11 protein-coding genes are annotated in these 16,303 nt (G+C 45.5%); 1 reads left to right on the plus strand and 10 read right to left on the minus strand.

The window, feature by feature from the left end:
• Positions 1-37: 37 nt before the first annotated feature.
• From ACIFSR_RS28635 to ACIFSR_RS28675, 9 genes are all read right to left on the minus strand, one after another.
• Positions 38-931 (minus strand): carbohydrate ABC transporter permease, encoded by an 894-nt coding sequence (locus ACIFSR_RS28635; RefSeq protein ID WP_430061753.1) that lies wholly within the window; start codon positions 929-931, stop codon positions 38-40.
• Between the two features lie 12 nt (positions 932-943).
• A complete protein-coding gene (locus ACIFSR_RS28640) occupies positions 944-1,903 on the minus strand; it encodes an ABC transporter permease (protein ID WP_430061755.1) in 960 nt (319 codons plus the stop codon).
• Between the two features lie 284 nt (positions 1,904-2,187).
• Complete coding sequence (locus tag ACIFSR_RS28645) at positions 2,188-3,735, minus strand: response regulator transcription factor (RefSeq protein ID WP_430063158.1); 1,548 nt, start codon at positions 3,733-3,735, stop codon at positions 2,188-2,190.
• 1 nt (position 3,736) lies between these two features.
• On the minus strand, positions 3,737-5,539 hold the full coding sequence (locus ACIFSR_RS28650; protein ID WP_430061757.1) for a cache domain-containing sensor histidine kinase: 1,803 nt from the start codon (positions 5,537-5,539) through the stop codon (positions 3,737-3,739).
• 207 nt (positions 5,540-5,746) lie between these two features.
• A complete protein-coding gene (locus ACIFSR_RS28655; RefSeq protein WP_339208531.1) occupies positions 5,747-6,100 on the minus strand; it encodes a hypothetical protein in 354 nt (117 codons plus the stop codon).
• A 142-nt stretch (positions 6,101-6,242) separates the two neighbouring features.
• A complete protein-coding gene (locus tag ACIFSR_RS28660) occupies positions 6,243-9,071 on the minus strand; it encodes a glycoside hydrolase family 3 C-terminal domain-containing protein (protein ID WP_430061759.1) in 2,829 nt (942 codons plus the stop codon).
• A 5-nt stretch (positions 9,072-9,076) separates the two neighbouring features.
• Positions 9,077-11,461 carry a glycoside hydrolase family 95 protein gene (locus tag ACIFSR_RS28665; RefSeq protein ID WP_430061761.1) on the minus strand — a complete coding sequence of 795 codons (2,385 nt, stop codon included), beginning with the start codon at positions 11,459-11,461 and terminating at the stop codon, positions 9,077-9,079.
• 228 nt (positions 11,462-11,689) lie between these two features.
• The gene (locus ACIFSR_RS28670) at positions 11,690-12,526 is read right to left on the minus strand and encodes a sugar phosphate isomerase/epimerase family protein (protein WP_076270088.1); all 837 of its coding nucleotides are present in this window, start codon (positions 12,524-12,526) and stop codon (positions 11,690-11,692) included.
• Between the two features lie 33 nt (positions 12,527-12,559).
• Positions 12,560-13,639, minus strand: a complete 1,080-nt coding sequence (locus ACIFSR_RS28675) for a Gfo/Idh/MocA family protein (RefSeq protein WP_339208527.1) — start codon at positions 13,637-13,639, stop codon at positions 12,560-12,562.
• Positions 13,640-13,797: 158 nt separating this feature from the next.
• Between ACIFSR_RS28675 and ACIFSR_RS28680 the strand changes: the two genes are divergently transcribed.
• Complete coding sequence (locus tag ACIFSR_RS28680) at positions 13,798-14,679, plus strand: helix-turn-helix domain-containing protein (protein WP_430061764.1); 882 nt, start codon at positions 13,798-13,800, stop codon at positions 14,677-14,679.
• Positions 14,680-14,944: 265 nt separating this feature from the next.
• Here the strand turns inward: ACIFSR_RS28680 and ACIFSR_RS28685 are convergent, their stop codons facing one another.
• Positions 14,945-16,174 carry an MFS transporter gene (locus ACIFSR_RS28685; protein WP_339208524.1) on the minus strand — a complete coding sequence of 410 codons (1,230 nt, stop codon included), beginning with the start codon at positions 16,172-16,174 and terminating at the stop codon, positions 14,945-14,947.
• Positions 16,175-16,303: the final 129 nt, after the last annotated feature.

A 16,303-nucleotide genomic window follows, 5' to 3' on the forward strand; every position in this document is an offset into this window, starting at 1 on the left:
GCTCGTGTATATAACAGGAAACCTGCTATTACCAATATTAACTTTTTACTGCGCCAAGCGTCATGCCTTTGACAAAATACTTCTGAAGGAAAGGATAAACTAGCAAAATCGGTACCGTAACGACGATCGTAATCGCCATCTTGATAGACTCCGGTGAAACCGACGCCAGCGTTTGCTGCGCATTAGGATCACGATAATTACTGCCCGTTTGCGTGGATAGCAGCACCTTCATCAGCTCATACTGCAGTGTCGTATTCTCTGGACTCCTATTATTGAACAAGTAAGTATCAAACCAAGCGTTCCAGTGTCCAACAGCAATATACAAAGCAATTGTAGCGAGTACAGGCTGACAAAGCGGAAGGATAACCTTCCAAAATATAGTCCAATCATTTGCCCCATCAATTTTGGCTGATTCTTGGAGTGCATACGGAAGCCCGTCAATATAAGAGCGGACGATGAACACGTTCCAAACGCTCAAAATAGCTGGAATGATGTAAACCGAAAACGTACCAATCAAACCTAAGTTTTTCATAAGCAGAAACCCTGGAATGAGACCGCCTGAGAAATACATCGTGAGTGCGAATACGACGGACATCCACCTTCTTGCTTGGAAGTCTGGACGGCTTAAGGTGTAAGCCATCATCGATGCCGACAACACCCCAATGAGCGTTCCCAAAACGGTACGAATAACCGAGTTTTTGAAGCCTACAAGCAATCCCTCAAAGCCGAAAATCGTCTCGTAATTTTTGAGTGTAAATTCGCGAGGGTATATAGTTAAACCGCCTCTTACCGTATCTACCGAATCATTAAATGATATCGCTAGTACATTCAGGAACGGATACAACGTTACGATAGCAACGATGATCATGAAAACATAAATGCATGTGTCAAAAACTTTATCGCCTGTACTTCTTCGCATAGCTCCTTGCATGTACCGCACCTCCTATATGATTGATTCTTTGGTGACTCGTTTGTAAATTCCGTTCGCGATAAACACTAATAGGATGCTGACTACGGAGTTAAAGATACCGATTGCCGTACCGTACGAATATCGGCTCATTTGAATACCGTACTTCAGCGCATACAGATCGAGCACTTCTGAAAAATCGGATACAAGAGGATTTCCTAACAAAAACTGTTTCTCGAAGCCTATGCTGATTAAATGACCGATCGATAAAATGAATAGCACCATAAAGGTTGTTCTAATTCCCGGTAATGTAATATGCCACATTTTGCGGAATCTGCCTGCCCCATCGACAGTCGATGCTTCATAAAGCTCAGGATCTATTCCCGCCATCGCAGCTAAAAAGATGATGGAATTCCAGCCCATTTCCTTCCACAAATCCGATAAAGTTACGACGCTCCAGAACCATTCGCCCTTGGCCATAAACTGAATCGGCGTATCAATGATGTTAAGGTACATCAATAATTGATTAATCGCACCGCCGTCTGTTGAGAGTATCTTCGTTACAAGCCCCGCAACAACTACCCAAGATACAAAGTGCGGCAAATATGAAATGGTTTGTACAGAGCGCTTAAAGAACTGCCCTCTTATTTCATTAAGCAATAGAGCAAAAATAACTGGAATCGTAAACCCTACGATAAGCCCCATCGTACTCATTGCCAGCGTGTTTCGTAAAACGATATAAAATCTTTCGTCTTGAAACAGCTCTACGAAATTTTCAAGGCCTACCCATTTTTGATTCAATATCCCGTTTTTCGGCTTATAATTCTGAAATGCGGTCAACCAGCCCCATACCGGCACATAGCTGAATAGGAAGATCCAGATGACGAACGGCAGCGACATCATGTACAAGTAACGCTGCTGAATGGCTTTGAACCAAAATCGATTCCTTTTGTTTGTCGCCCTTAACTGCTTAGGACTATCTGTTAGCGGTTTCATAGCTGCTCCTCCTACTGTTTCTGCTTCGTGCAAAAACGTCTTCGCAAGCTACCTTATGTGGTGAGTAGCTTACCCTCTCTTATCTGTACTTATCATAAACGATAGAACCTTTCCTCCGGCACCCATATAATTAGACCTAAAATCATATGAAAATACGTTCTTTCAAGCGTTTTCATAACCGTTGGTTATATAAAAAAATAAAAAAAACATCTAGCTCGCCAGCGACTCTATCAGTCCTGTGAAATAGATGTTTGTAATAATAAGATTATAGGAACAACAGCTTCCTATTCCAAAGCCGTTCTACCAGAAATACTTTTAAAAGATGAGGGCGATACCCCTTTATACTTTTTAAATTTACTATGAAAGTAATCAACATTCGCATATCCGACCCGTTCCGACACCTGATGAACCTTGAGCCCCTCCTGCAGCAGCTCAATGGCATGCTGGATTCGCACTTGATCCAAATACGTGTTGAAATGCTCACCCGTATAGTTTTTGAACATTTTTCCTAAATAGCCGCTATTGTAATTAAATAGATCAGCCAGCGTTTCCAGCTTAATATTTTCGCTATAATGACGTTCAATAAAGTCAGTCATTTGTTTCATGACCGACAAGCTGTCTGATTTCGAAGTTTTCATCGCCAGCTCCGACAGACGGGTTTGCAGCTGCGCAATCATTTCCTCATAATGATGGGCAAGGTACAAGGCGGTAATCATCGACAGATCCTCATGGAGCGATAGCTGCGGATTAGACAAGGCCGCTTTATTTAGTACGATCGTGAGAAGCTGCGCCCAGCTCGATTTGACGAACGGCTCGGAACAATCATAAGCGATAATTTGCTTTGACGCCTCCTGCAGCGCTTTGTCCATTCCCTCTTTGCTCCCGATATCCAGCATATAATAAAGCTTTTGAGCAAGGCTTTCGATTGATAATTGATTGCTAAGCTCAGCCTCCGCCTGCTGTCTTTCCTCGGCTAAAGACACCATATGGATGAACTGTCCTTGCAGCATGAACCGCTGCTTCAATAAGTCGTGAATGGGCATGGACCATTTTTGCAGCTCCGCGGGTTCACGAACGGGTTCGCTTGCCGCAGCTGCAAATTTCACCTTCGTTCCGCAGCATTCCTCGATCCACAGCTTCATTTGCTCGCGCGAGCCATTTTGAAGCACATAATCTTTAAGCAATATCCCAATATAAGGCTCGGCAGAAAAAACCCAGCCGATTTGCTTCTCTTCAACAATGTCCGTCAGCTTCTTCTTGAGCGTTGCATTCAGCGTAAGGGAATGCTCCCTGCTGTAGAGCTCGATCAACATCAGCTGGTAATATTTCGCCGGCTCACCCAATAATGTTTTCAGCTCGTGGCCGTTAGCCGTATTTGCATCCAGCTTCCCGCTTGTGAGCTGATACAGCATCTCCTCACGCAGTAAAGCAGCCGATTGCTCTGTGTTTTGACGCTGCTCCGACTGACTTTGGAGCTGAGCAGAGACTCGTTCGACATAACTCTCCAGCTCATCTTCATCGATCGGCTTTAAAATATAACCATCCACATTATGCGCGATCGCTTGCTTAGCATAATTGAACTCCGCATAGCCGCTCAAAATTAAAAAATGACAGCTATTGTCTGTTTTCCTTATTTCCTCAATCGCTTGTAGTCCATCCATGCCAGGCATGCGGATATCAATCAGAATCAAATCAGGACTCAGCACACCGTGCTTCTCGACTGCCTCGCGTCCATTGGATGCTGTCCCTGCGACGGCAAATCCGTATTTGCTCCAATCAACTAATGTTTGCAGTCCTTCTCGAATCATCGGTTCATCGTCTACAATGAGCACTTTATGCAAGCGAATGACCCCCTATTGGAATTTCAAAAGTAATGCGTGTACCCGCTCCAAGCTCGCTCGTCAGCGTCAAGCCATATCCATCCCCATAGATCATGACCAGCCGCTGATGGACATTGCGCAGCCCGATTCGGTATTCTTCCTCTTCTTCCATATCATGCAGCGATTCATTGATTTCATGAATCTTTTCATCGCTGATTCCTACGCCATTGTCGGATACCTCGACCCGAAGCAAATGATCACTGACCTCTGTCTTTAACCATACGAATCCGCCCTCAGCAACATTTTCAAGACCATGCACAACAGCATTCTCGATGAGAGGCTGAATTATGAGCGGCGGAATTTCGATCTCCTGACCATTAGCATCGATATCGAGGCGAAACGTCAATCGATCGTTGCCGTATCTGAATTTTTGAATTTCCAAATAGCAGCGCACCATTTCGAGTTCATCCTTTAATGCAATTTTGCGCGCGCCTATCTCTAAATTTCGACGAATCATTTTACCAAGCATACGAACGATTGAAGAAATCTCTGTCTCGCCTTTGATATGAGCTTTCATTCGAATCGATTCAAGCGCGTTAAACAAAAAATGAGGATTAATTTGGCTAGCCATCATTTTCAGTTTAATTTCCTTCTGTCTAAGCTGCAGCTGCGCCTGCTGTTTATGCGATTCCGCTACCTCATCCATTAAGCCACGAATACTAACGACCATGTTGTTGAATTGCTTGGACAGGATGCCAATCTCGTCATTGCCTGTCACATGCGAAATCACGTTCAAATCTCCCATCGCTACTTTGTTCAAATCTTTATTCAGGACCAGCATCCGCTTCGATATAATCGCAGAAAAAATATAAATCATAACGAAGGCTATAACTAAGCTTAGCAAAATAATGCCTAGCCCAAGCAAGCTTATCCGATTAGCTCCACTTACAATACTATCAATTGTAAATACCGATACGATTTTCAACCGATTAAAGCTTGATTCGGGCTGAAGATCCTCGATAACAATTTTCGAAGGTTTTCCATCATATTTGAATTCATAGGTGCCTGCTGCTTTATTCGTCAGTTTACTGGCAAAGTCTAATTCAGAAATATTTTTACCTACCCATTCGGGATTTTTCGCTGCAATCATATAACCATTGTCATCAATAATCATCGTATCAAACGGCTCTTGGCTAATCATCGCATTAAGCTCATCCTGATTCACGCCTATCACTAGTACACCGCTTGTCCGATACGTTGGGAACGTGATCTTCCGAATAAGACTCAAATAACGGCGGTTATTTTTGGTTTCATCCTTAATGTATTCCCAGTGAATGCCGTCGCGCTCCATTGCTGACTTATACCAGTATGTCTCTGCAATAGGATCCGTAACTTTCAGAAACTCCCAGTTGTCGAGTATCGTCATATTCGTCGTATAAAAGCGTATATTGTAGACTTCACTGTATAGTTGAATGTAATCTTTAAAATCACGGTAATCCCAAAACGCCTTAACGACATCAAACGTGGAGCTGTATTGCGTGTTGACGACGTTCGTTAACCTGCTATCGACCAGCAGCTTGTCGGAAATTTCGATTGGCATGCGTATAATATCCAAGGTCTGCTTCTTAATTCGCTCGACGTTATTCGTAATTTGCTGGGTCGCTTGATCAAGTACATTTTGCCTAAAAGCGACGGTAAGAAAAATGCCTACGATAAGCACCGGTACAAAAACAACGAGAATAAAAGAAATAATTAGTTTCTTTTTGATTCGAATATTGTTCATTCTTTGCCCCATTGTTCGAATGCTCTTCTTCATACAAACGGCTCCTCCTTAAAGCTTTGCGCAGCAAACTTCATTCGTTAGTATCGGCTGAGGTAAGCGTTTACTTTTTCGCGTAAAATTTTAAGGCATCTACATTATAATGCTGGTAATCTGTCGTGCCTACATTACTAATTCAATATTTTATCATATGAAAATTAGACAAAATGGAAGCGCTGCCTATACGATGCAAAAATCCCGCTCTTAAGAGAGCGGAATTCGGTAGGATGAGTGCTCTTCAACGATATGCTCGCCTTTGTTGTACAACCATTTGAAAGCAAAACGATCGCCTGCATAATTTGTTCTGCTGCGAATATCCGGCACAATAACCGTTTCAAAATGATCGATGATCGTCTGCTGCAGCGAGGCAAGGCGTTCTTCATTCGCATCCGCCTGCTGCTCTGCTTCCTCTTCCGATTGTGCGGTCTGCGAGAAGTAAGCAAATGCTGCCTCCCGATCGCTAATGGATTCAGGCAAGGGATGTCCTGACCCCCGAAAGATTTCTTTCACCGTATTTATCCAATCTTTATACAAGTTGATTTCAATGTCGTTTGCCATATGGACTAGCTCCTCTGTCGATGCTCATTGTTCATTTAAAGAATAAAGCGGCATTACATAAAAAGCAACCATAACCGCAAAAACGGAGCTGCAACAAGCGCTATACAGCACCTGAAGACAGCTCCGTATGAAGTTACTCTTATTATTGAAAGCGGAAGAAGCTCAGCTTCACACTTTCCGTCAAACCAATTACCAGATCGCCTCTCAGCTTGCAGCTTGGCAGATCAATACGAATCGTTTGCCATTCTTGCTCACCGCTTGATTCAACCGAGTATGAGCCTCTAAAAACAGCGGCCGGGCTGATCATCTGAATAGACAACTCTCCGCCTTGAGCGCCGCCGCAAACGCGAGCTTCAAATACACTTGGGCCGTTTAACCAATCAACATCATTAAATTTGATCCAGCCCTCTGCTTGCGATAAACGGACTGCCGTTCCGCCTTCCTTGCTCTCATCCAAATAAACATGCGCATAATCATCATAGTTTTCCGCCCGCGTCTGCGGGGATAACTGACGTGGTGGAATGGTCTCGCCTTCGATTGTTATTGTACCCTCGGCAAGGAGATGAGCAGAAGAGGCACCAGCTGCAAACGTATAAGCCGCCGATTCAAGGCAGAAACGGTCCCGTGTTACATCCCAAATAGCAAGCTCTTCTGCTGGAACTACAAGTTCTACTTGCTTCGTCTCTCCAGGCTGGAATGAAATCCGCGTGAAGCCAACCAGCTTCTTAAGCGGACGCTGTACCCTTGAGCCCTCTACTCGAACATATAATTGGACAACCTCATCCGCTGCGATGTCGCTCTCATTCGTAACCTGCAGTTCCACCGTTACACTGCCGTTCATACTCGCAGCGTTATTCGTAATCTCAAGCGGACCGTATCGGAATGAACCGTAGCTAAGACCATAACCAAATGGATACAACGGTTCGCCATCGAAATAAAGATAGGTTCGTTTTCCTTTCAAAATATCATAATCCATTAGATCGGTTAACTGCTCTTCTGATTTGTACCAAGTCATATTCAAGCGTCCAGCCGGCGAGTAATCACCGAATAAAACGTCAGCAATGGCATTGCCCAGCTCTTGACCCGCATGTGATAAATAAACAATCGCTGGAACTTGGTCGTTTACTTTATTAAGTGCAAATGGGTAACTTCCAATAACTACGACGACCGTGTTCGGATTAGCAGCGAATACCGCGCTAATTAATTCATTTTGCGAAGCGGCAAGGTCAAGGCTTGGACGATCGATTTCTTCTTTCCCGTTAATAAGCGGATTATTGCCTACGAAAACAATTGCCGTTTCAGCTGCTTTGGCTGCAGCTGCCGCTTCTGCAATTCCGTTCGTGATGACATCTTTAGAGAACAGCTCGCTTGCTCCAATATCCGCTAATTCCGTAACTTGAAGGGAATCTGCGCCGCCATTAGGGGCACTGACCAGCTTGCCGTTCCAAGTTCGTATCGCAAATTTCTCTTCGGATTGCTCATCAAGCTTGAACACTTCCTTCACATACCAGCCAAAAGCTTCGCTTGCAGCTGCTGCAATATTGACATCATCTGCGCTTGTAAGCAGCTTGCCGGAATCCATGCTCGCTAGCGTATAACTGCCCCAGCCCCAATCCGTCACCTCAAATGTATCGCCTTCCTCATCCAATTCAGTCGCTTGCAGGCGGTTTGCATGGTCTGTGGATGCGCGCAATACTTTACCATTCGCAGCTGATTTCAATTGAATGCGATCATTGCCGCTGCTGAATGTTACTTCTTTGCCGGCAAGCTTGCTCTTGATGCCTTCAAGTGGTGTTACTTTGTACGGCAGTGAACCAGAGTACCAGTCTCGGTATACAACGTCAGCAAGCGGCCCGATAACGGCTACACGGTTTAGCTTTTCTTTATTCAACGGCAACGTTTTGTTCTCATTTTTGAGCAAAACAATCGACTCTTTTGCAGCCCGCAGCGATAATTGTCTATGCTCGGGCGCACATAGTTTCGATTCCGACATATCCGCGTATGGATTCCCTTCAGCGGGATCGAACTCTCCCAAGCGGAAACGTACACGAAAGGTGTTAATGAGTGCTTTATCCAAATCCTGCTCAGACAGCAGCCCTTCTGACAAAGCTTCGCGAATAGCCGCGCATGATTTTTCTTTATCATCCGTTATGCTGTCGATGCCTGCTTTGATGGAATGAGCTACTGCCTTCTTATAAGAATCATAATAATGATGATCGTTGACGATACCAAGCAAATCTCCCGCATCGCTGACGATGAAGCCGTTCATGCCCCATTCCTCTTTCACTACTTTGTTTACATCCTCGTGCAAAATAGTAGGCGTGCCATTAACCGAGTTGTACGAGGTCATCATCGAATGAGCGCCGCCCTTGACGAAAGCAGGCTTGAAAGCTGCTTGATAATATTCCTTCATATTGCGCGGATCGATGCTTGCCGAGCAGCTGCCGCGATTGATTTCATTGTTATTGCCGATAAAATGCTTCAAGGTCGCTACCGCTTTAAAGTAAAGCGGGTGATCGCCTTGAATGCCCTGTACCAGCGAGGCTGTTAGCTCACCTGTCAGCTTAGGATCTTCTCCATAAGCCTCTTCTGTTCTTCCCCAGCGCGGATCTCGCTCCATATCCACCGTTGGCGCCCACAGCGTCAAGCCGTTGATGGCTGGGTTTCGCTGAAAGTAAACGCGTGCTTCGTCACCGATTGCAGAGCCTACTTCCTTCAGCAGCACGGGATTCCAAGTGCAGCCAAGCCCGATGGGCTGAGGGAACGTGGTCGCTTCGCCTAACCACGCCATTCCGTGCGCCGCTTCCGTCCCATGTTTGTACGGCTTTACGCCTAATCGCTCAATTTCAGGCTGGTATTGAACCATCGATTCAATTTTCTCTTCCAGCGTAAAACGTGAAACAAGATCGGTTACCCGTTCTTCAAGCGGAAGCTCTATATTTTCAAATGGAAAACGTATACTGGTCGTCATAATGCTTACTCCCCCTCTATCGTGGATGTTAATATGCTATACCATTCATTTTTGTTTGTTGGAAATGGCTTTGACGCATCGATAGCTGTACCGTCAGAAGCAACAACGGTAATGGATTCCTTCGATCGCAAGCTGCAAATCGATCCGTGTGTGGATTGCATGCGGCCAGCCGCCAGCTTGCCATCTGTCCATTCCATATCGACAACAAACCCTCCGCGCGCTTTAAGACCTTTCACGCAGCCTGCCAGCCATGCACCCGGAAGCGCTGGCAGAAGCTCGATATAACCCAAATGGCTTTGCAGCAGAAGCTCTGCAATGCCCGCCGTACCGCCAAAGTTCCCATCGATTTGAAATGGTGGATGATCATCGAACAAATTCGGATGCGTAGAGCGTGCAAGCAAAGTATGGATAAAGTGATAAGAAGACTTCGAATCCTTCAGCCTCGCAAATAAGTTAATTAACCACGCACAGCTCCAGCCTGTATGGCCGCCTCCGTGGTTTATGCGGCTCTCAAGTGAAAGGCGGCCCGCTTCCACAAGCTCCGAAGTTGTTTCTTGATTGATGGACGTACCTGGAAATAAGCCATATAGATGGGATACGTGACGATGCCCAGGCTCGTGCTCCTCGAAATAATCATGCCATTCCTGCATTTGTCCATTAGGCGCAATTTGCAGCGGAGGAAGCTTGCTCCTCGCTGCTTCTAGCTGCTGCTTGAAAGATGCATCGATTCCGAGCAAGCTCGCAGCTGCTGCGCAATGATCAAACAGCTCGCCAATTAAAGTAATGTCCATAGCAGATGACTCAGCAACACTGCTAACCTCGCCTTGTGCGGTCAGAAATTTATTCTCTGGCGACGTGGATGGCGAAGTCATCAGCTGCCCTTTGTTATTCTCCTGTAGCCAATCCAAACAAAATAAAGCTGCGCCCTTCATTAAGGGATAAGCTTTTTCTCTCAAAAAGGCTTCACTCGGATGATATAAATAATGCTCCCATAAATGCTGCGTCAGCCAAACGCCGCCAAGCGGCCAGAAAGCCCAGCTTGGATGACCGGCTGTCGGCGTTGATGTCCGCCATAAATCCACATTATGATGCGCTACCCAGCCTGCACTGTTGTAATGAATAGCCGCAGTACGGGCTCCCGTGATGCTGAGCTCCTCAATCAAGCGAAACAAAGGCTCATGGCATTCGCTCAAATTTCCTATTTCCGCCGGCCAATAATTCATTTGTGTATTAATATTCGTCGTATAGTCGCTGTTCCAAGGCGGCTGAACCCGGTCATTCCAAATGCCTTGCAGATTAGCCGGCTGCGTGCCTGGCCGCGAACTTGCCATAAGCAAATATCGGCCGTATTGGAAATACAGCGCTTCCAATGCTGGATCTTGTTTGCCTTGCTTATAGTTTTCCAGCCGCTCATCTGTCGGCAATTGAGCTTGTGCCGTCCGCCCCAAATCTAGCTGTACGCGTTGAAATAAGCTTCGATGATCCTCTACATGGCGCTCTCGCAGCTGTTCATAGCTAAATGTTAATGCTTTCTCCAGTAGGCGATCGTTTTGCTCGGCCAGATCAGCAGCTGTTTTGTCTGGCTGAACATCAAAGTTCACAAAGCTTGTTACTGCGCTTAATAGAAATGTAGCCGAGCTTGCCCCTTGAATATTTATTTGCTTATCGCAGTTTATCGATAGTTTGCCGCCTTCTATCTTGACTCTCAGTTTTCCTTGAAAGGTAATGCCGCGATCATTCTCATACTGTACAGCCAGCGGATGATCGCCCATATAATTGTCTGCTACATGACTCGGACAACGACCGTGAAGTACGATAGCGTCGCTGCCTGCTGCCTCGATTTCATACTGTACGGAGGAAGTCATCGCTGCTGTAAGCTCTAGCAGATCTTCTCCTTCTGACTCGTATCTAACGCATAACACTTGATCCACCACGCTAACGAACATCTCGCGCGAGTAAACCGTTTTACCCACTTGAAACCGTGCAGCAGCGATGCCTGCATCGATATCAAGCTTGCGAATGTAATCTGCAGCCTGATCATGCGCGTGTTCAAAATGCTGCTCTATAAACAAGTCGCCCATCGGTTGATAGGACTCTGTGTTTGTTCCGAGCATCTTCGCCTCGATTAACTGTTCCGCCTCAACAAATCTTTTATCTGCTATGAAGTCCCGAGCTCGCTCTAAATAGCGCAGCGCTTCGTAATTGTTCGTATCCCGCGGAAAGCCTGACCACAATGTATCTTCATTTAATTGAATGCGTTCTTGTTCCACGCCGCCAAATACCATACCGCCTAGTCGGCCATTCCCAATGGGCAGTGCTTCCTCCCATCGTGAAGCCTCCTGCTTATACCAAAGGTTTAACGGATGAAGCTGCTCTGCTTTATATCCCATGTTTTTGGTCTCCTATTATCGCTCTGTTCACAGTGTTTAAAAAAACAGTTATTATTCATCATAACGGAATAGCCCTGCTCAACAGTACCCAATACATTTCATGAAAAATCATGTCAAAATTAGCGTTTTTTCGAATTCTCGCTAAATAATAAAAAATCGCTGCAAGCACGATGATGTGTGCTTGCAGCGATGTAATTAACAGCCATATTATATTTGAAGGAGTATTTCTTACAGACCAGCTGCGCCAAATACTTTATCAAAGCCTGCTTTGGAGCGCTGCGCCAGCTCTTCCGGCGATTGCGATTCCGCTTCTGATGATAAGATTTCCTGTGAAACGGCACCTTTATAGCCAATACGATTAAGTGCTTGCAGAAATCCGACTAAATCAATTACACCTTCACCTGGATATACGCGGCCGTTGTCGAGTGCTTCCTCAACCGGAACATCCGGCGCGTCATTGATATGAACATGGACGATTTGCTCTGGACGAAGCGCTTCAATATCAGCAACAGTCAGGCTGTTCGTATACCAGTGATAGGCATCAAACAACAATCCTACATTGCTCTCACCGATTGCGTCGATCCACTCCAATGTTTCCTCGAGCGTCCAAATAAACGGATTCTCCCAACGCGTCCGCAAATGATGCGGGCCAACAAATTCAAGGCCAAGGCGAATGCCATAAGCGCCTAGAATTTGAGCGCAAGTACGCAATCTGCGAGTTGCAAGTGCCATGAAGCGAGCTGCTTTCAAATCTGTTGAAGGCAAAATATAGGTGCAGCAGCTTGTACAGCCTAGAGCCGCAGCCGCAGCCGCTGAGGAAGCCAGCTTCTCCAATCCTTCAAGAAAAGCTTCTTCCGTTGTTCTCCATTCTACTGGAAGACCAATGGAGCCAATTACTACGCCATTGCTTGCAAGAAGCTCACGCGCTTGCTCTACGCCATAACGATTAATTAGCGACGCCGCATCCAAATCTACAGCTTGAAATCCGTACGCGCCAGCGAGCTTAATTAGATGCTCATCACTTTCGATTCGACCAAGACCCGCTCCAGTTAAACCCCTCAACATACAAATTCCTCCTCATTCTACAAACAATTATGATTAATTTAGATTCCAGTCGAGCTTCACTTCATTGCCTGTGCGCGATGATTCATAAATTGCATCAAGCACAAGATTGTTCGTCAAACCAGTCAATACGGAAGTAATCGGCTGTTTACCTTCACGAATACATGCAAGGAAGTGACGGCTAAGACGAGCGCGCTCACCTTCATCATTGTCTGCTTTGCTCAAAACACTTTCAATCGGGCGATCAAATTTTTCTGTAAGCAGCTTGCCTTCAGCACCGCGATAGCTTGCTCCGCCTTCTGAGCCCATTACATGGATAAACGGTGAATTGTCCGTATCCATATGAACAGCCCAGCTCACTTCAAGCGAGAGTGTACTGCCGTCTTCCATTTTGATTAGCGCCGTAGCCAAATCCTCAACATCATAAGTTCCGTCCCAATCCGGTGTACCCCATGTGCCAATCCCTTTACGGTTTGGGCCAAACTCTGCATAGGTTGATCCATATACGGAAACCGGCTTTGGATTGCCCATCAAATACAGCGCAAGGTCAAGCATGTGAACGCCGATATCGATAAGCGGGCCGCCGCCCGATTGATCCATTTGTGTAAACCATGTGCCCCAGCCCGGAATGCCCTTGCGGCGAAACCAGCCCGTTTTGGCTGTATAAATTTTGCCAAGCTCACCACGGTCGATTTGCTCTTTAATTTGCATCGCTACAGATTCCCAGCGCATTTGATGAGCGACCATGACGACACGGTCTGCTGCTTCGCTTGCTCTCAATATTTGACGAGCAGCATCGCTGTTAATGCCCATCGGCTTCTCTATCAATACATGCTTGCCCGCTTCAAGAGCTTGTACGGCAAGCGGAGCATGGAATTGGTTAGGCACACCGATGATGACCGCATCGATGTCAGCTCGCTGAATCAACTCTTCATTGGAAGCCGCAACATGCTCAATACCATATTGCTTGGCTGCTTTCTCTGCTCGCTTCAAATCCAGATCAGTAATCGCCGTAATGATACACTCTTCGCCAAGCTTAGAAAATTCTCCTGCATGGACGTTGCCAATATTTCCTGCACCGATAATACCTATTCTAATCTTATTTTCTGTAGTCAATGAAATTCCTCCTATAATTTTGAATGAACCCTTGCTCAGCAATAAGCACTCGTTTTTGGTAACGCTTGATCTCTTCATTTATGTTAGAATAAACGGGATGAGAAATCGTGCTTGTTTTTCGATAAAAGTCTCAGATTTTCGGAGGAATGCATTCATTCATGACCTACATACCTGACTATTTGAAAACGTATCCAAATATGAATACCTCTTCTCCCCTCCATATTAGCCTAAACCGTCTTTACCATGGCTTTAGGCCGCATCGCCATGATTTTTTGGAGTTCTCTTATGTTATAGACGGAAGGGGCTCTGAATCGATCAACGATGCAAAACATCAAATGCTGCCCGGCACCTTTACGTTTGTGCTTCCTTATCAGGTGCATGAACTATTTACAGAGCCCGGGAGTACACTTGTTCTTTATAATTGTATGTTTAGCATGGACTTGCTGATGGAGCCTGGACAAGAGGAAGGCCTTATGGACCTCATCGATCAGAATACTCTGCCTCCATCCGTTCAACTTAGCGGTGCTGATAATGAACGAATGAAGCATTTAATAGAAGATATGTTTCGTGAGTACGTGGGGCAGGAGCCTTGGCGCCGAACGATGCTGCAAGTGCGGTTGAAGGAAATATTAGCTTTTTTTGATCGTTATCGCCGCAATATTGCGCCGTCTGCTCCAGCCTCAAGGCTTGCTTCCAAATCGAGTGCCTCGGTTTGGCCAATCATTCATTATATTCATCAACATTATCAAGACGAGCTTGCGCTATCTGATCTTGCAAGCCGCTTTTCACTGAGCATGTCTCGCATAAGTGAAGTAATTAAACAAACAACTGGACAAACATTCGTACATTTCCTGCATGATTTGCGCTTGCGGCATGCCTGCAGCCTGCTTGTTTCTACCGATATGAGCGTCGCTGAAATTGCGCTGGAGGTTGGTTATGGCTCATACAAAACCTTCTCCCGTATTTTCCGTGAAACCAAGGGCGTCGTTCCGAAGGATTACCGTAAAATGAAGCTTAGTCAGGAGCAGCCAGGCAAGTAGCCGAGGCTAATAAACAAACAAGGGCTGCCTAGAGTAGATTAATCTACTTCTAGGACAGCCCTTGCTCTGTTATGTGTTTAATGAAAAATAGACAAAATGAGGAATAAGATAGCTAGCATAACATAAATGACAAGCGAAACGATCATTAAAGTCCGCTTATTCACAGCGTTACTCCCCTCCCAGCACCAATTAGGCTATACACCAACATTGTATGTGGGCGGGGAATGCGCGGAAATTGTCCTAATGAGAAAATCGTCCACTCGGATTAAACGGCTGCTTTTGCTTTGCGATCCGATGGCAGCAAAATCGTCAGCATGCCGAGCAAAGGCAAATAGGACGTGCAGCGAATGACAAACTCAATACCCATGGAATCTGCCAAATTGCCGAGCACCGCCGAACCAATGCCCCCGAGACCAAACGCCATTCCGAAAAATACACCTGATACGAGGCCAACCCGCCCAGGCAGCAATTCGTTCGCATAAACTAAAATAACGGAAAACGCCGAGGCCAAGATTAAACCGGCAAAAAAGATTAAAATAACGGAAAATGTTAAATTAGCATAAGGAAGCAGCAGCGCAAATGGTGCAGTTCCTAGGATCGAGAACCAGATCAAGCTGCGACGGCTGAACTTATCTGCGAGCACCCCGCCGAGAAGCAAGCCAATAACATTCGCTGCAAGAAAGACAAACAATACGATTTGAGCATGACTGACGGAGAGTCCAAAATGCTCGATGGCATAAAACGAGTAATAGCTGCTGATCGCAGAAATATAGACGTTTTTGGAAAACACAAGAATCATTAAAATCGTTATGGCAAATACAACTTTACCGGTGGACACATTAAGTTTGGAAACCGGCTTTGCCGCTTGCTTCGTGCTCTTGCTTGGCTCAAGTGCGAGCTGCTTGCCGTACCATTTGGCTACATTAAATTGAATGATAATTCCTATCGTAACGACCAAAGCAAACCAGATCACACCGCGCTGACCTGTGTGCACGAACAGAACAGCTGTCATAATTGGTGCAAGCGATTGTCCAATATTTCCGCCAAATTGAAAGATCGACTGCCCTGTACCTTTTTTCGTCCCAGCCGCCAAATAGGAAACCCGCGCAGAAGCAGGATGGAAAACGGCTGAGCCAATTCCAATTAACATAACAGCGACCATGACCATCCAGAAATGCGAAGCATACGAAAGAGCAGCAACGCCCCCCATTGTGAACAGCATGCCAATAGGCAGCAGCATCGGCTTCGGATGCGAATCAGATAAAATGCCGACAACAGGCTGAAGCAGCGCTGCAGTTAAATTAATCATCAAAGAGATCAATCCAATTTGAGCAAAGCTCAGTGAAAGCGAGTCCTTCAAAATAGGAAATAATGCCGGCACGACCGATTGAATCGTGTCATTAATCAAATGCACGAAGCTAATAGCGAACAACAATGGGTATATCGTTTTTAAAGCGGACGGTGATGTTGCGATTGAAGCTTGAGTACTAGACATACAGTTTTCTCCTTACTCCAAATAGAATGTAATATGTAATATATCGCATATTATATTTCCTTAAGCAAATAAAAGCAATAAATTCCTTTTTAAAATTTTTGGCATTTGCTTCAATGAATGAACCTGCGA

Origin of the sequence: Paenibacillus sp. NRS-1760, assembly GCF_050467785.1 — a bacterium.
Taxonomy (GTDB): Bacteria; Bacillota; Bacilli; order Paenibacillales; family Paenibacillaceae; genus Pristimantibacillus.